This window comes from Streptomyces sp. NPDC031445 (assembly GCF_055581365.1).
In genome coordinates this window covers 1-16526 of sequence record NZ_JBVIJO010000016.1, presented here as the reverse complement: position 1 = coordinate 16526, position 16526 = coordinate 1, and the positions used below count along the sequence as shown (strand labels likewise).

At 72.7% G+C, this 16526-nt stretch carries 15 protein-coding genes; 4 read left to right on the top strand and 11 right to left on the bottom strand.

Annotation, left to right across the window (positions count from 1 at the left end; all coding sequences use genetic code 11):
• Window positions 1–82 precede the first annotated feature (82 nt).
• Complete coding sequence (locus ACZ5DC_RS33755; protein ID WP_468659150.1) at window positions 83–1402, top strand: MFS transporter; 1320 nt, start codon at window positions 83–85, stop codon at window positions 1400–1402.
• Between the two features lie 77 nt (window positions 1403–1479).
• Here ACZ5DC_RS33755 and ACZ5DC_RS33750 read toward each other — a convergent pair whose 3' ends face one another.
• Both ACZ5DC_RS33750 and ACZ5DC_RS33745 read right to left on the bottom strand, forming a co-directional pair.
• Window positions 1480–1938: a cyclic nucleotide-binding domain-containing protein gene (locus ACZ5DC_RS33750; RefSeq protein ID WP_366753032.1), complete on the bottom strand. Its 459-nt coding sequence runs from the start codon at window positions 1936–1938 to the stop codon at window positions 1480–1482.
• Window positions 1939–2214: 276 nt separating this feature from the next.
• The gene (locus ACZ5DC_RS33745; protein WP_468659147.1) at window positions 2215–2457 is read right to left on the bottom strand and encodes a hypothetical protein; all 243 of its coding nucleotides are present in this window, start codon (window positions 2455–2457) and stop codon (window positions 2215–2217) included.
• Window positions 2458–2591: 134 nt separating this feature from the next.
• Between ACZ5DC_RS33745 and ACZ5DC_RS33740 the strand changes: the two genes are divergently transcribed.
• Both ACZ5DC_RS33740 and ACZ5DC_RS33735 read left to right on the top strand, forming a co-directional pair.
• Window positions 2592–3026, top strand: coding sequence for an ATP-binding protein (locus tag ACZ5DC_RS33740; protein WP_468659145.1), 435 nt, complete (start codon window positions 2592–2594; stop codon window positions 3024–3026).
• 231 nt (window positions 3027–3257) lie between these two features.
• Entirely contained in the window at window positions 3258–4124 is an 867-nt protein-coding gene (locus tag ACZ5DC_RS33735) for an RNA polymerase sigma factor SigF (protein ID WP_468659143.1), read from the top strand.
• Window positions 4125–4131: 7 nt separating this feature from the next.
• Here the strand turns inward: ACZ5DC_RS33735 and ACZ5DC_RS33730 are convergent, their stop codons facing one another.
• From ACZ5DC_RS33730 to ACZ5DC_RS33710, 5 genes are all read right to left on the bottom strand, one after another.
• Window positions 4132–6354: an FUSC family protein gene (locus ACZ5DC_RS33730; protein ID WP_468659516.1), complete on the bottom strand. Its 2223-nt coding sequence runs from the start codon at window positions 6352–6354 to the stop codon at window positions 4132–4134.
• 96 nt (window positions 6355–6450) lie between these two features.
• Window positions 6451–6660: a DUF4287 domain-containing protein gene (locus ACZ5DC_RS33725; protein WP_468659141.1), complete on the bottom strand. Its 210-nt coding sequence runs from the start codon at window positions 6658–6660 to the stop codon at window positions 6451–6453.
• Between the two features lie 94 nt (window positions 6661–6754).
• Window positions 6755–8131, bottom strand: coding sequence for an NAD(P)/FAD-dependent oxidoreductase (locus tag ACZ5DC_RS33720; RefSeq protein ID WP_468659139.1), 1377 nt, complete (start codon window positions 8129–8131; stop codon window positions 6755–6757).
• 196 nt (window positions 8132–8327) lie between these two features.
• Window positions 8328–8762: an ATP-binding protein gene (locus tag ACZ5DC_RS33715; protein ID WP_468659137.1), complete on the bottom strand. Its 435-nt coding sequence runs from the start codon at window positions 8760–8762 to the stop codon at window positions 8328–8330.
• A 162-nt stretch (window positions 8763–8924) separates the two neighbouring features.
• A complete protein-coding gene (locus ACZ5DC_RS33710) occupies window positions 8925–10820 on the bottom strand; it encodes an AMP-dependent synthetase/ligase (protein WP_468659135.1) in 1896 nt (631 codons plus the stop codon).
• A gap of 149 nt (window positions 10821–10969) precedes the next feature.
• On the opposite strand from ACZ5DC_RS33710, the gene ACZ5DC_RS33705 reads away from it, so the two are divergent.
• The gene (locus ACZ5DC_RS33705; RefSeq protein WP_366753039.1) at window positions 10970–11203 is read left to right on the top strand and encodes a DUF6480 family protein; all 234 of its coding nucleotides are present in this window, start codon (window positions 10970–10972) and stop codon (window positions 11201–11203) included.
• A 9-nt stretch (window positions 11204–11212) separates the two neighbouring features.
• Here ACZ5DC_RS33705 and ACZ5DC_RS33700 read toward each other — a convergent pair whose 3' ends face one another.
• The 4 genes from ACZ5DC_RS33700 to ACZ5DC_RS33685 form a co-directional block, all read right to left on the bottom strand.
• The gene (locus ACZ5DC_RS33700; protein ID WP_468659133.1) at window positions 11213–12301 is read right to left on the bottom strand and encodes a glutamate--cysteine ligase 2; all 1089 of its coding nucleotides are present in this window, start codon (window positions 12299–12301) and stop codon (window positions 11213–11215) included.
• Between the two features lie 91 nt (window positions 12302–12392).
• The gene (gene glgB, locus ACZ5DC_RS33695; RefSeq protein WP_468659131.1) at window positions 12393–14594 is read right to left on the bottom strand and encodes a 1,4-alpha-glucan branching enzyme; all 2202 of its coding nucleotides are present in this window, start codon (window positions 14592–14594) and stop codon (window positions 12393–12395) included.
• A gap of 3 nt (window positions 14595–14597) precedes the next feature.
• Window positions 14598–15962 carry a maltokinase N-terminal cap-like domain-containing protein gene (locus tag ACZ5DC_RS33690; protein WP_468659129.1) on the bottom strand — a complete coding sequence of 455 codons (1365 nt, stop codon included), beginning with the start codon at window positions 15960–15962 and terminating at the stop codon, window positions 14598–14600.
• Between the two features lie 31 nt (window positions 15963–15993).
• A partial coding sequence (locus ACZ5DC_RS33685; RefSeq protein WP_452991532.1) for an alpha-glucosidase C-terminal domain-containing protein occupies window positions 15994–16526 on the bottom strand: 533 nt, incomplete at its 5' end.

Below are 16526 nucleotides of genomic sequence, written 5' to 3'. Positions count from 1 at the left end.
GAGACACCGTTCGCCGCGCACGGGACTTCCTGGAACAGTTAGGCTCTCGAACAAAAAGATGTAACGAGCAACCAGGACATCCGTGGACACGAGCGAGAGCAGCAGCACCGACACCGGCCGGACGGAGAGCCGGCCCGATCCCGACGCGCCGGCGGCCGAGGACCCGCCCCGGCGCGGCTGGCGCCGCTGGGCGATGGACACCCGCCCGCTGCGCATCCCCGCCTACCGGCGCCTGTGGTCGTCGACGATCGTCACCGCCGTCGGCAGCCAGCTCACCGCCGTCGCCGTGCCCAAGCAGATCTACGACATCACCCACTCCTCCGCCTGGGTCGGCTACGCGAGCCTCGCTGGCCTCGTGCCCATGGTGGCCTTCGCGCTGTGGGGCGGGGCGGTCGCCGACACCGTGGACCGGCGCAAGCTGCTGCTCGTCACCAACACCGGTATCGCGGTGACCTCGCTGCTGTTCTGGGCGCAGGCCGTCAGCGGTATGGACTCGGTCGTCGTCCTCATGGTGCTGCTCGCCCTGCAACAGGCGTTCTTCGGGCTCAACTCGCCCGCCCGCACCGCCTCCATCGCCCGGCTTGTCCCGGCGGAGCAGCTGCCGGCCGCCAACGCCCTCGGCTCCACGGTGATGCAGACCGGCCTGGTGGCCGGCCCGCTGCTCGCCGGTGTGCTCATCCCGGTCATCGGGCTGCCGGAGCTGTACCTGATCGACGCGCTCGCGCTGTGCGTGACGGTGTGGGCCGTCTTCCGGCTGCCCGCCCTGCCGCCGCTCGGCGCCACGGCCCGCCGGGCCGGGCTGCGCGAGATAGCGGAGGGCTTCCGTTACATCTCCCGGCACAAGGTGCTGTTGCTGTCCTTCCTCGCCGACATCGTCGCCATGGTGTTCGGCATGCCCCGCGCCCTGTTCCCGGAGCTGGCCGCGGACACGTACGGCTCCTACGGCGAGGGCCTGGCGCTCGGTGTGCTGTTCGCCGGCATCCCGGTCGGCGCGGTGCTCGGCGGCCTGTTCTCCGGTGTGTTCTCGCGGGCCCGCAGGCACGGCTGGATGGTCATCGGGGCGGTCGTCGGCTGGGGTGCGGCCGTCGCCGGGTTCGGGCTCAGCGGGAACCTCTGGGTCGCCGTGGCCTTCCTCGCCGTGGCCGGTGTCGCCGACATGGTCTCGATGGTGTTCCGCGGCGCCATCCTGCTGTCCGCCGCGACCGACGAGATGCGCGGCCGGATGCAGGGGGTGTTCACGGTGGTCGTCGCGGGCGGACCGCGCCTGGCCGACGTGCTGCACGGAACCGCCGGTTCGGCGTTCGGGCCGCGGGCCGCCGTCGCGGGCGGGGGCGCCCTGGTCGTCGTGGTGATGCTGGCCCTGGCCGCCGCGGTCCCGGCGCTGCGCCGCTACCGGATCTGAGCGCCCGGCGGACCGGACAGCACGCCTGGCCAGGGCCTCTCGTTCGGATCATGCCGGGCTCGTCCGAACGAAAGACCCTAGATCGGGCTGCTGCGCCGCCGGATCGCGTACTGCTCCATCAGCTTTCCCCGGGTGGTCTCCAGCCGGTGGGCGAGGATCTCGGCCACCGTCCGCACCAGCGAGAGCCCGAGCAGCGGATCCTCCACGCACAGCCCGAGCACCGAGGGCCCGTCGAACTCGTAGGCCCGTACGTTGCTGAAGGCGACCGCGCCGAAGTCCCACTGGTAGGGCGGGAACAGCCAGGACCAGCCGAGCATGTCGCCCGCGCCCAGCGTGGCCACCGTCACCCGCTGCCGCGAGGTGACCTGCTGGTCGAGGTGGACCGCGCCCGAGCGGATCACCCAGAACCGGTCGGCGGTGCCGCCGGCATCGAAGATGCGGGTGTCCTCCGGGAAGGACACCTCCTTCGCCAGCTCCATCAGGCGCTCGCGCTGCGCCTGGGGGAGGGCGGTCAGCAGTTTGATCGCTTTGGTCATGGCGCATGGCTCCTCGCCGGCGGCGGTTGCGGTGCGGGTGCTGTGCCTCTCAGCCCATTTCAGCCGCTGTGACCGTCCGGAGCACGTCGAGGGGGCCGGGTCTTCGGCCGCGTGTCGCGCCCAGGGCAGCAAAAAGCCCTGGCTGGACGGGGGAAACCAGCCAGGGCCGTATGCGGTGACGCACGGAGCGGGGAAGGAAGGCTTCCGCGCCGCTCCCGCGTCAGTTATGGGTGAACCATAAACCATCTCCCGTACTTTTGAGTAACCGGAAGCGGGTCAGGTGACCTGTTTCACTCCCTCCGTCCGCACCGGGCCCCCGCCCGGGCGGACGATCTCCTCCAGCACCCGCTGCACCGCCTCGAAGGCCCGGGCCCGGTCGGCCGCCTCCCGCGCGCCCTCCGGATCGGTCGCCGTCAGGCTCTGCGCCCGCTCCCGCCAGGCCCGCTCCTCCTCGGCCGCGTGCTCCTGGCCCCGCCGGATCCGCCGCAACAACTCGTCCGCGTCCACCACATCGGTCATGTACGGCGGGTACCCGCTCGGGCCGCCGTGATGACACGGGCACCGAGGGTGTTTGACGGCGTTCCGGCGGGTCAGTCGAAAGGGAGAGAACCCTGCAATCCGGGCACCGCTCAAGGAGTATCTGGGAGGAAGGGATGCTCGACAAGCACCGGACCACTTCCACCGCGACCCTGCCGCAGGCGCACGGCCACGTGCCGTGCCGTCCGGCCGAGGCCCGCAGAACGGTGGAACGCGTCATGACCGAGCGGTGCCGGGCCCGCGACCTGCCGTGTGCGCACGAGGTCGTCGAGGACGCCCTGCTGGTCACGTCGGAACTCACCACCAACGCCCTGCTGCACGGCGGCGGCATCACCGGCTTCGCCGTCGACGTCGACGGTGGCGGCGTCCGCGTCTCGGTGAGCGACGACAGCGACGACCTGCCGGTCACCGATCCGGCCGGCGACGAGCCCGGCCGCCCCCACCCCGGCGGCCGTGGCTGGCCCATCGTGTGCCGCCTGGCCAGCGACATCCGGGTCGCGGAACTGCCGAGCGGCGGCAAATGCATCACGGCCGTCGTACCCCTGCGCTGAAGCGGTCCGGGAAGTTCCGCTCAGCGTGTTTGCGCGTGGGGCCGAGGGGCAGACGGAGTTTCGTGCTTCGGACCGGAGGCGCCTGCCCCGCGGGACAGACCCGCTGCTGGGCCCCCTTCCGGCGGGCCTGGTGGCTCACCCGCGGAAAACCCTGACACCACCGTTCGGGCCAGGACCTGGAACCGCAGTTCCGGCCATGTGCCCTGAAACCCCGTTCAGGAGCGATTCCGCATGCTGACCGACATGTCGACAAGCCGTCCCGGCACGACCGCCACCACCAGCGACACCGCCGGCGCCGCCGCGGCGCCCAGCCGGCGGAACCACGACGACGCCCCGGACACGGCGGAGCTGTTCGTCCGGCTGGCGAAGCTGGAGGACGGACCCGAGCGGGACGCCGTACGCGACGAACTCGTCACCGCCTGGCTCCCCATGGCCCACCGGATCGCCGGCCGGTTCCGCGACCGGGGCGAGTCCGTCGAGGACCTGCGCCAGGTGGCGGCCCTGGGCCTGGTGAAGGCCATCGACCGTTTCGACCCCTCGCGCGGGGCCTTCGAGAGTTACGCCGTGCCGACCATCACCGGCGAGGTGAAGCGGCACTTCCGTGACCGGATGTGGGCCCTGAGGGTGCCGCGCCGGGTGCAGGAGCTGCGCAACCGGGTGCGGGTGGCCCGGCGCGAACTCACCCAGAACCCCGGCAGCCCCGAACCCACCGTCGCCGACATCGCCGCCCACACCGGGCTCAGCGAGGAGGACGTCAGCGCCGGCATGGAGGCGCTGGAGAGCTTCAGCACCCTCTCGCTGGACGCCGAGCTCTCCAGCGGCGACGACGGCTACAGCCTCGCCGACACCCTCGGTGCCACGGACACCTCCTACGACGTCGTGGTCGACCGCGAGGCCGCCAAGGAGGGACTGCGCCGACTGCCCGAGCGCGAGCGGGCCATCCTCTACATGCGCTTCTTCGAGGACATGACCCAGAGCCGCATCGCCGACCGGCTCGGCATCTCCCAGATGCACGTCTCCCGGCTGATCAGCCGCAGCTGCGCCCGCGTCCGCGACGAGGTGCTGGGCAGCCGCCGCCCCGGCGCCGACCCGAGGTGAGCGCCGCTCACCTCCGCGGCTGGGTGGGCCCTCCGGCCAGGCCCAGCGGCCGGGCGAGGCCGGAGACGGCCTCGTCCAGGCGCTGCAGATGGCGCAGCACCCGGTCGGTCACGCGGCCGTAGCGCGGGGTGCGCAGGGTTCCCGGCTCCAGCATCGACGCGATGCTGGGGCCGGTTTCGATCTGTGCGGCGGACCTCGGGTCCGTGACGTGCGCGGCGATCGCCTCGATGTTGTGCACGATCCGCCCGCCCGCCCCGCGCAGCCGGGGGTCCGCCGCGATCGACGGGTGCGTCGGCAGCAGCTCGGCGGTGGCCGCCAGGGACCGCCCGTGGTACGCGCAGGTCTCCAGCAGCGCCACCACGTACCGGACCGTGTTCCGGCGCGAGCGCAGCGGGGTGATCGGATGCGTGAGCGGCTGGGTGGCCGCGCGCAGGTCGGCCAGTGCCTGGTCCAGCTCGCGCGCCTGCTCCACCAGGTCGCCGCCCGCCCCGCCGCTGAGCTGGTCGACGGCGCCCCGGGTGACGTCGGCGAGCCGGTCAAGCACCGCGACCAGCAGCTCGTTGGTACGGCGGTCGGTGTGGACCGGCAGCACCACGGCCGCCGCGATCACCCCGCAGGCGGCGCCGAGCGCCGTCTCCTCGATCCGCAGCACCAGCACCGACAGGCTGTAGGTGTTCAGCAGGGTGTACAGCAGCCCCAGCATGGCCGTCACGAAGAACGACATCAGCGTGTAGGACAGGGGCGCGGTGTAGAACATCGCGAAGATGAACAGCAGCACCAGCGCGAACGCCGTCCACGTGTGATGCCCCACCAGGGCGGCGAGCCCGATGCCCGCCACCACACCGAGCACCGTGCCCAGCAGCCGCCGGTAGCCCTTCACCAGGATCTCGCCGGTGGAGGCGGTGTTCAGGAAGACGATCCAGCACGTCAGCACCGCCCAGTACCAGCGCTGGGCGGACAGCAGCTCACCGCCGACGATGGCCAGCGAGGAGCCCACGGCCACCTGGACGGCGGCCCGGGTGGTGGGCCGTTTCAGGCCGGCCGGCTGCGGCTCCTCCGCCTCGCTCTCCTCACTGACCTCGATCGCGGCGTCCTCCGCGTCCAGCTCCTCGCGGGAGCGGGCGGTCGCCGGAGTGTCGTCGGACTCGTCCTGCGGCCCGTCCAGGGCCAGCCGCAGGCCCAGGGCGGCCCGCGCGGTCTCGCCGAGGCCACGGAAGACGTCCTGCACGGCCGGGGAGGCCGGGGGCAGGTTCTCCTCCTCCCGGTAGCCGAGCAGCCGGTTGCGCACCTGCGCGAGCGCCGTCCCCGACGCCTCCCCGGCAGGCCGCAGCGTCAGCAGCCGCAGCGCCTGCAGATCCCGGCGCAGCGCGGCCGTCGCCTCGTCCCGCACCGGCAGCTCCCCGCCGGAGGGCAGCGGGGCGCCCGGCAGATGCAGGGTGAGGGTGTCGGTCCGCTGCGCACTGCGCGCGGTGAGCAGCAGCAGCCCGAGCCGCTCGGCGGCGATCTCCGCGTCCGCGATCCGGCGCTGGAGCAGCCGGGCCACCGCCGGGTCCGACGTGCCGTCCTCCAGCCGGCCCTGGATCAGCAACGCCGTCTCGTGCAGCCGCGCGGTGCCGGTGCGCAGGTCCTCGAGCACCTTCTCGGCCTCGTCGGGTCCGGCGTCCAGCAGCTCGGCCTGGGTGGCGAGCAGCTGGCCGAGCCGGGCGCGGAAGGCCCGCCGCAGCCGGTCCAGGGTGCCCGCCGGGGTCTGCGGGAGCAGCGCGAACCGGGCGGCCGCGCTGCACGCGAACGCCACGCAGATGACGCCGTACAGCTCCGGCAGCATGGACGCCGTCGCGCCCACGAACAGCGACAGGAAGTAGACCTGGAAGCCGATCAGCCCCAGTGCCGTGCCCCGGTCACCGAACCGGCGGCCGTAGACGGCGCAGAAGATCAGGACGACGAAGAACAGGTCGCCGGCGACGACCCGTTGGTTGAGCAGCGCGCCCAGGGACACCGAGGCCAGCGCCACCGGCAGGCCGAACGCCAGCGTCACGGCCTGCTGGGCGCGCTGCTTCTCCCGGATGGCGAAGGTGGCGACCATCGCCGCGATCGCCCCGGCGACCAGCTGGGGCACCGGGACGTTCAGCGCGGCGAGGACGGCGAGGGTGAGGGCGATCGCGGTGACCGTGCGCAGTCCCGCGGTCAGGCGGAGCAGCCCGGGGTCCGACGCCGCGAGCCGGTCCCACATCCGTACCCGTCCCGACCGTGCCACTGCCCTCACGCCGCCGCGCTCTCTCCCGTGCCGGAAATCGATCTACGGCCCAGCATCGCACGCGGCGCCGGCTCACCTCTCCCCGGCCAGGGTGGCGGCCACCAGCGCGTTGGCGTGCCCGTGGCCCATGCCGTGCTCGGACTTGAGCCAGCCGACCAGCTCCATGTGCTTCGTCAGCGGCGAGGAGCGGATCAGCTCCTGCCACTCGCCGACCGGGCGGCCGTACTTCTTCTCGATCGACGGGAAGTAGCTCGCCGGACCCTTGACGGTCTTCTCGGTCATGCCGGGGTGTCCCTCCGTGTGGTGTGTGTGAACACCAGGGAAGACCGCCGGTCCGCGGTGAAGTGACCGGCGGTCCCCTGTGATCCACATCACCTCACGGGTGGTCGATGCCCGCGCCCTCCACCCGGGCCCGGACCTCGTCCGGTGACAGGTAGGAATCGGTGAACTCGAAGTCCTTCAGCCGGGCGGGCTTGCGGGCCTGGAAGCCGGTGCGCACGAAGTCGTCACCCGCGACCGCGTTCAGCAGCCAGTTGGTCATCACCCGGGCCTTCGCGACGTTGGTGCGCAGCGCCGACCAGTGGTAGCCGCGGGCCACCGCCTGCGCGGGCACGCCGCGCAACTCGATCCCCAGCGGCTTGGACACCGCGTCCTTGCCGCCGAGGTCGACGACGAGACCCAGGTCCTTGTGCACGTACGGCTGCATCTGCTGCCCGCGCAGCGTCGCGATGACGTTGTCGGCGACCTTCCTGCCCTGCCGCATGGCGTGCTGGGCGGTGGGCGGGCACACCGCGCCCTCCTGGCCCTTGGCCAGGTCCGGCACGGCCGCCGAGTCGCCGAGCGCGAACACGCCGTCGTACCCCGGCAGGCACATCTCGGCGGTGACCGCCAGCCGGCCCTTGACCGTCTCCGCGCCGAGCGTCGCGATGAGCGGGCTGGCGACCACTCCGGCCGTCCAGATCAGCGTGTGCGTCGGCACCACGCGGCCGTCGGTGAAGGTGACCTCCTCCGGGCCGGCCTTGTCGATCGACACGCCCAGCGAGACCTCGACGCCGCGCCGCTTGAGGATCTCCTGCGCGCTGCGGCCGAGCTTGTCGCCCAGCTCGGGCATCAGCTTGGGCGCGATGTCGATCAGATGCCACTTGATCAGGCCCGGGTCCAGCCGCGGGTAGCGCTGTACGGCCGCGTGCGTCAGCCGCTGGAGGCAGGCCGCCGTCTCGGTGCCCGCGTAGCCGCCGCCGACCACCACGAACTGCAGCCGCGCGGCCCGCTCGGCGGGATCGTCGCTGGCGTCCGCCAGGTCGAGCTGCGAGATGACGTGGTCGCGGATGTAGGCGGCCTCGGCGAGGGTCTTCATCCCGAAGGCATGCTCGGTCAGTCCCGGGATGTCGAAGGTGCGGGTCACGCTCCCCGGCGCCAGCACGATGTAGTCGTAGCGCTCGTTGACGATCTTGTCGGTGATGGTGCGGATGACGCACACCTTGGCCTTCAGGTCCACCCCGATCGCGCCGCCGGGGATGATCCGGGTACGGTACTTCCTGCTGCGGCGCAGGGACAGGGCGATCGACTGCGGCGTGAGCACGCCGGAGGCGACCTGGGGCAGCAGCGGCAGGTAGAGCTGGTAGGCGAACGGCGTCACCAGGGTGACGTCGGCCTCGTCCGGGGCGAGTTTGCGCTCCAGGCGGCGGACGCAGTCGACTCCGGCGAAGCCTGCGCCAACCACCAGGATCCTGGGTCGTGTCACGGTGTTCATCCCTTTCTGCGGCTCCGGGCGGTCCGGCTCGACGCCGTTCGCATGCCCCGGATCGCTCTGCGCCAACTCCGATCCCACCGTCCCTCCAGCCGTTCCGCCAGCTGGGTGCGGCAGGCAGACGAACGCATGGGGACCAGCATGCCCCCACTGGGACGTGGAGTAACCGGCTGGCGCACACCTACACGTCGAACACCCGTCACCAGGGCAGGAACGCGTGGATGTCCTTGCCGCGGTCGTGCACGACCACACTGACCTGGGTGCACAGCGTGTGCACCAGGTGCCAGCCGATGCCGCCACCGCCCGTGCGGGGGTGGAACGGCCGGGGCTCCGGCCTGGTCGTGCTGGTGTCCCGCATCGTCACGTGCACCCCGTCGAAGGTGCGGCGCATCCGCAGGTCGAACGGACCGGGCGCGTACTGGATCGCGTTCGCGGCCAGTTCGGTCACGACCAGCAGGATGTCGTCCCAGTACTCGTGCGCGCCCGGCGGCGCGTCCCGGGCGAGGGCACAGAGGAACTCCTCCGCCGCGAGCCGCGCGCCCGTGACGTTGCGCAGCTCCCCGGGGAAGGAGAACGTACGCTCGTACTTCTCCTCCGAGGGCGGTGTGTCGTCCCAGCGCGGCTCCGTCACCATCTCGCATTCCCCGGTCCCGGCCCGGAACGGGCCGGCTCGGCCCCTTCCGACCGGAACGGTCGTCGTTGCTGATCTCTCGATGCGCTGCGGGTTCCCCCAGCCGCGCAGGCTATCCGTCTCCCTTCGGACCCGCCGGCCGTTCGCCGTGCTCCCGCGGCGCCGTCAGCGGAAGACATCGTCCGGTTCGTCCCACTCGGCCGGCTCCGGCGGATCCGGCCGCGGCCGGGAGCGCGCCTGGTACATCGCCTCGATCTCGGCCGCGTAGTGCCGCACGACGGCGTCCCGGCGCAGCTTCATGGACGGCGTCAACAGCCCGTTGTGCGGGGCGAACGGTTCCTGCAGGACGCGGTAGACCCTGATCGACTCCGCGCGGGACACCGCACTGTTGGCGGAGGCCACCGCCCGCGCGATCTCCTCCCGCAGGGCGTTCTCCTCCCGGGCCTCCCGTCCCTGGGCGTCGCCCGGCAGCGCCAGGGCGGCCCGCCAGTGCGCGAGGAACTCCGGGTCCAGGGTGATCAGGGCACCGACGCACGGCCGGTCGTCGCCGATCACCACCGCCTGGTGCACCAGCGGGTGCATCCGCAGCCGCTGCTCCAGCAGGGCCGGGGCCACGCTCTTGCCGCCGCTGGTGACGATGATGTCCTTCTTGCGCCCGGTGATCGTCAGATAGCCCTCGGCGTCCAGCCGGCCGATGTCCCCGGTGGCCAGCCAGCCGCCGCGCAGCGCGGCCCGGGTCGCGTGCTCGTCGCTGACGTAGCCCTGGAACACCGACGGACCGCGCACCAGGATCTCCCCGTCCTCGGCCACCCGGATCTCGGTGCCGGGCAGCGGCAGGCCCACGGTCCCCGACTTCTCCCGGCCCAGCGGCTGCATGGTGATCCCGCCGCTGGCCTCGGTGAGCCCGTACCCGTCGTGGAGGTAGACGCCGATGCCCTCGTAGAACAGGGACAGTTCGCGGTTGAGGGCGCTGCCGCCGGAGGTCCCGCGCACCACCCGGCCGCCGAGCGCGGCCCGCAGCCTGCGGTACACCGTCCGCTCGTACAGGGCGTGTTGCAGCTTCAGTTCGAGTCCGGGGCCCGGCCCGGCGCCCAGCCGCCGGCGCTCCTCGGCGGCGGCGAAGTCCCGCGCCGTCCGCGCGGCCCGCTCGAACAGGGCACCCCGCCCCGCCTGCTGCGCGGTGCGCAGGAACGTCTTGTACAGCTTCTCGAACACCGACGGCACACCGTAGAGGTACGTCGGCCGGAACGTGCCCAGGGCCGACGCCAGCGCCGGACCGGTCAGCTCCGGCTCGTGCGCCATCAGCACCCCGCCCCGCACGCACATCAGCATGATCATGATGCCGTAGACGTGCGAGAACGGCAGGAACGCCAGCACGGACGGCTGTTCGCCCGGCGGCGCGGCGGTGTGCGCCCAGCCGGCCAGCAGCGTGTCACAGGGGTAGGCCAGGCCGCGGTGGCTGAGCGCGCAGCCCATCGGGCGCCCGGAGGTGCCGGAGGTGTAGACGACGGCCGCCGTGGAGTCCGGCAGCACGATCCGGCGCAGCGACTCCACCGTGGTGCAGGGGACGGCCGCGCCCCGCTCCACGAGCTCCGCGACGGCGCCCGCGTCGAGCTGCCAGACGTGCCGCAGCCGTGGCAGCCGGGTGCACACGGTGCCGACGGTCATCACGCCCTGCTCGTCCTCCACGACCACGGCCACACAGCCCGCGTCGCGCAGCATCCACTCCACCTGGTCCCGCGAGGACGCCGGATGGACCGGCACGATCTCGGCCCCCACCGCCCACAGCGCGTGCGCGAGCACCGTCCACTCGTAGCGGGTGCGGGCCATCAGGGCCACCCGGTGGCCGGGCGAGACACCGGCGGCGATCAGGCCCTTGGCCAGGTCGATCACCTCGTCGCGCAGCTCGACCGCCGTCACCTCCCGCCAGGGGGCGGCGGGACCGTCCCGGCGCGCGAGGACCGGCAGCGCCGGATTCCGTTCCGCCGTCGCGAACACGCTGTCGGCGAGGCCGCCGGTGAGCGGCGGGGCGACGGCGGGAGCGGGGGCGGGGTTCCGCATGCGCTGCTCCTGGTGTACGGACGGTCACTCCGCCGGCCGGCTCGGTGCCGGCGGTGCTCGAATGTAGCCCAGGCAGGCGCGTTCGGTGAGGGGAACGAGGAAGTCGTGATCGGCTGATGATGTGGGCGTGTCCTGGGGACTCGGGACACATGAGTCATGTGAACCCCGATCCGGAGCCCGAGCGCACGACCGGCCTGGAACCAGGCGGGGGAGTGCCGCCCGGCGAGACCCCGCCGGCCGAGAGCAGCATGCCCGAGGCCGGCCCCCGCGAACCGCACGTCCAGCGCAGGGGCTGGGCCAAGGCGCCGCTGACCCTGATCCTGCTGCTGGTCGTGCTGATCGCGGCCTTCTTCCTGGCCTACGCCCTGGTACTGATCCTCTGACCGGTCCGCTCAGCCCTGCGTGCGCCGCACGCACTCGGCGACGACGTCCCGCAGGCTGCCGGTGTGCTCCAGCAGCCTGCGCTGCTCCCGCGCGCCGTTGCCCGTGCGCAGCAGCTCCTCGACGGCCCGCTCGGCGCGGGCCGCGTCACCGGACTCGGTGAGCGCGTCCCCCGTGTACTCCAGCAGGGAGCGCAGCACCCGGGGCGCGGGCCGCGGCCGCATGGTCACCGGGTCGAGCAGGTCCTCCTCCAGGCCGTACCGGGCCGCCTGCCAGTCGGCCAGCCGGAGCAGGCTCACACCGGGGTCGGGCACCGCCCGGTCCGCCCGCCACTCCCGGGCGGCCGTCTCCACGAGGGCACGGCAGAGCGTCGCGATCAGCACCGCGCTCTCCGCGCCCAGGCACACGTCCGCCACCCGGATCTCCACCGTCGGGTACCGGGCCGACAGCCGGGCGTCGAAGTAGGCCATGGCCTCGTCCAGGATCACCCCGGTGTCCACCATCTCGGCCACCCGGCGGTGGTACCGCTCGGCCGTCTCGAACGGCTCGGTCGGGCCGGCCGACGGCCACCGGTTCCACACCCGGCTGCGATAACTGGCGTAGCCGGAGTTCCGGCCCTGCCAGAACGGGGAGTTCGCGCTGATCGCCCGCAGCACCGGCAGCCACGGGCGGATCCGGTCGAGGACCGCGACGCCCTCCTCGTCGGACTCCACCGACACATGGACGTGGCAGCCGCAGACCAGCTGCTCCCACGTGGGTATCCCGTACCGCTGGGCCAGCCACTGGTAGCGGTCGTTCACGCTGAGGGCGGGACTGACCGGCAGCGGGGACGTGGCCAGGGCGGCGACCCCGCAGCCGATCTGCCCGGCGTGCCGGGCCGCCTCCTTGCGGCAGCGGACGATCTCGTCGCCGAGGTCCGCCATGTCCGACTGCGGATGCGTGGCGAACTCCAGCATCTGCCCGAACAGCTCCTTCTCGAAGACGTCCTGGCCGGGATCGTCCTGGGCGGCCCGTGCGAGGACCGCCGCCGCCAGTGCCTTCGGGTCGCCGCTGTCCGGATCGACCAGAAGGAGTTCCTCCTCCACTCCGACGGTGCGCACCTGGGTGCCGCCCTTCTGTCCGTGCCACGGGGGCAGTCGCTGTCTGTACGACCCCGACTGCCCCTCGCACGGTCGCCGACACCTGCGGCTTTCAGCCCTCCGGCGTCAGCCAGACGGTGGCGAGCGGGGGCAGCGTCAGGTGCAGGAATCCCTCCTCGGGCTTGACGGGACCCGCGGTGCGGACGCCGCCGCCGCCGTACCGGGTGTCGTCGGTGTTCAGCTCCTCGCGCCAGGCGGCGAAGCCGTCGGGGACCCACAGGCGGTAGTCGTGCCGGACGACCGGGGAGAAGTTCGACACCGCCAGCAGCGGGCCGCCGTCCGCGGCGAAGCGCAGGAACGCCAGCACGTTGTCGTCGGCCGCGTCGCACAGCACCCACCGGAAGCCGCCCGGGTCGGTGTCCCGCTGCCACAGCGCCGGCGTCGCCCGGTACACCGTGTTCAGGTCCCGCACCAGGGCCTGCACGCCCCGGTGGTCGCCGGCCGAGTGGTAGTCGTCGCAGAGCAGCCACCACTCGGGGCCGTGGGTGTGCGACCACTCGGCCCCCTGGGCGAACTCCTGCCCCATGAACAACAGCTGTTTGCCGGGGTGGGCCCACATGAAGCCGAGGTAGGCGCGATGGTTGGCCCGCTGCTGCCACCAGTCGCCGGGCATCTTCGACACCAGCGCCCGCTTGCCGTGGACGACCTCGTCGTGGGAGATCGGCAGGACGTAGTTCTCGCTGTAGGCGTACACCATCGAGAAGGTCATCTCGTTGTGGTGGTACTTGCGGTGCACCGGCTCCTTCTGGATGTACTCCAGCGAGTCGTGCATCCAGCCCATGTTCCACTTCAGCCCGAACCCGAGCCCGCCGCCGTCCGTCGGCCGGGTCACCCCGTCCCACGCGGTGGACTCCTCGGCGATGGTCACCACGCCCGGGCAGCGCCGGTACACGGTGGCGTTCATCTCCTGGAGGAAGGCCACCGCGTCCAGGTCCTCCCGGCCGCCGAAGACGTTGGGCTCCCACTGGCCGGAGTCGCGCGAGTAGTCCAGGTAGAGCATGGAGGCGACGGCGTCCACGCGCAGCCCGTCGATGTGGAACTCCTCGCACCAGTACACCGCGTTGGCGACGAGGAAGTTGCGCACCTCGGTGCGGCCGTAGTCGAACTCGTACGTCCCCCAGTCCGGGTGCTCCGCCCGCAGCGCGTTCCCGGGCTCGTACAGCGGGTCCCCGTCGAACCGGGCCAGCGCCCAGTCGTCCTTGGGGAAGTGCGCCGGCACCCAGTCCATGATCACGCCGAGGCCGGCGCGGTGACAGGCGTCCACGAAGTACCGGAAGTCGTCCGGCGAGCCGAGCCGGGGCGTCGGCGCGTAGTAGGAGGTGACCTGGTAGCCCCAGGAGCCGCTGAACGGGTACCCGGCCACCGGCATCAGCTCCACGTGCGTGAAGCCCATCCCCTTGACGTACGGAGGGAGTTCATCGGCGAGCTGACGGTAGGTCAGCCCGGGCCGCCAGGACGGCAGGTGCACCTCGTAGACCGAGAACGGCGCCTGGTGCACGGGGGTGTCACCGCGGTGCGCCATCCACTCGGCGTCACCCCACTCGTAGTGCGAGGACGTCACGACCGACGCCGTGTCCGGCGGCACCTCCGTGCCCCGCGCCATCGGGTCCGCCTTCAGGAACCGGTGCCCGTACCGGGAGGTGATCTCGAACTTGTACCGGGTGCCCTCGCCGATCCCGGGCAGGAACAGCTCCCACACCCCGGACGCGCCGAGCGACCGCATGGGGTACTGCGTGCCGTCCCAGTACGTGAAGTCCCCGGCCACCCGCACCCCCTGGGCGTTGGGCGCCCACACGGTGAAGCGGGTGCCGGACACGCCCTGGTGGACCATCGGCTCGGCCCCGAGCGCCCGCCACAGCTGCTCGTGCCGGCCCTCGCGGATCAGGTGCAGGTCCAGCTCGCCGAGGGCGGGCAGGAAGCGGTACGGATCGTGCACCTCCTGCTCGGTGTCGTCGTACGCCACCAGCAGCGTGTACGACGGGACCTGCGCGCGGGGCAGGACGGCGGCGAACAGACCGTCGCCCTCCGGCCGCAGCGCGGTCGGCGTGCCGTCGATCACGACGCTCACCGCCCGGGCGTTCGGGCGCAGCGCCCGGAACAGCGTGCCGCCCGGCACCGGGTGGGCGCCCAGCAGGGAGTGCGGATCGTGGTGCGCGCCGGCCAGCAGCCGGCCGCGGTCGGCGGCCTCCAGGGCCACGGGCGCGGCCGGCGTGGGCCCGGCGGCCTCGGGGCGCGTGGTGTCCTTCAGTGCCATGGGTCAGCCTCCCCACACGGCGAGCCGTTTGATCGCCGCCATCGGTACCGGCAGCCAGTCGGGCCGGTGTCTCGCCTCGTACAGCACCTCGTAGACCGCCCTGTCCGTCTCGTGCGCGCGCAACAGCGCGTGCTTCTTGCGTGGGTCCCAGCCGGCGCGGGCCGCGTAGCCCGCGCAGAACGCCTCCCGGCAGCGGCGCGCCCACTCGGGTCGCCAGGGGCGGCGCTGCCGGGCCGCGTAGTCGAAGGAGCGCAGCATCCCGGCGACGTCCCGCACCGGGGACTGCGGGGCGCGCCGCTCGGCGAGCGGACGGGACGGCTCGCCCTCGAAGTCGATGACGAACCAGTCGCGGCCGGCCCGCAGCACCTGCCCGAGGTGCAGATCGCCGTGGATGCGCTGGGCGGGCGGCCCGGTGTCGCACGTGGCGAGCGCCCCGAAGGCGGCCCGCAGTCCGGGTACGTAGGGCAGCAGCGCGGGGACGGCGTGCGCGGCCGCGTCGAGCCGCGCGCACATCGCCTCGGCCGTACGGCCGTTCTCGCCCGGCCCGGCCGGCGGGAAGGCCTCGGCCAGCGCCAGGTGCACCTCGGCCATGGCCCGGCCCAGCGCGCGGGCCTCGGTGGTGAAGTGGTCGCCCGCGGCGAGTGCGCGCAGCGCCAGCGTCCAGCCGTCGGTGGCGTCCGGCAGGAACGGTTGCAGCACACCGAGGGTGGCCGGGCGCGGTGCGGCCGTGGTGAACCAGGCCACCGGCGCCGGCACCCGGGTGCAGCCCTGCGCGGTCAGCGCGGCCGGCACCTCCAGGTCCGGGTTGACGCCCGGCTGGATCCGGCGGAACAGCTTCAGGATGTACGCGTCGCCGTACACGATGGAGGAGTTGGACTGTTCGGCGTCCAGCAGCCGCGGCGGCAGACCGCCGGGCACATGGGCGGCCGGGTCCGTCTGGAAGCGCAGCGGGCCCGCCGTGCCGGGCTGCCGCAGCCGTTCCAGCAGCAGATGGGCCGAGCGCGGGTCGTGCAGGGCGTCGTACACCGCGAGCCCGGCCAGCGGGCCGCCGACGGCCCGCCCGATGAACGCCCGCTCCAGCCGTGGGGCGAGGTGCTGGCGCAGGCCGAGCAGCAGCTGGTAGCAGTCCCCGGGCGGGGGAGTGCCGCCGGGGGTGGGCACCGGCACGTGCGAGGCGTGCACCAGCAGGTGCAGACACCCCGGGAACAGCTCCGTCACGGACAGCACCGACAGATCGGTGACCGGCCGGTCCTTTCCCGCGAACCAGCGTTGGCTCGGCAGCCAGTCGCGCAGCAGCCCGCCCAACGAGGCCAGTGGCCCGTCGGGCCCGGCCGCGGTGCGCGGTCGGGGGGTGATGGTCTTCGGCATGGTGACGCGTCCTTTCCTCGGCGCCGGGCGTTCAGCGGCGGCGGCCGATGCGGGATGCGACTCGGGTGAGCCGGAACCAGTAGAAGCCGTGGCCTTGCAGGGTGAGCAGGTAGGGCAGTTCGCCGATCGCGGGGAAGCGCACTCCGCCGATCAGCTCCACCGGGTGCCGTCCGTCGTAGGCCCGCAGGTCGAGCTCGGTGGGCTGGGCGAAGCGGGAGAAGTTGTTCACGCACAGCACCAGGTCGTCGCCGTACTCGCGCAGGAACGCCAGGACCGCCGGGTTGGAGGAGGTCAGTTCCGTGAACGAGCCGAGTCCGAACGCGGGGTTCTGCTTGCGGATCTCGATCATGCGGCGGGTCCAGTGCAGCAGGCTGGACGGGGACGACATGGAGGCTTCCACGTTGGTGACCTGGTAGCCGTAGACCGGGTCCATGATCGTGGGGAGGTAGAGCCTGCCGGGGTCGCACGCCGAGAAGCCGGCGTTGCGGTCGGGGGTCCACTGCATGGGGGTGCGCACGGCGTCGCGGTCGCCGAGCCAGATGTTGTCGCCCATGCCGATCTCGT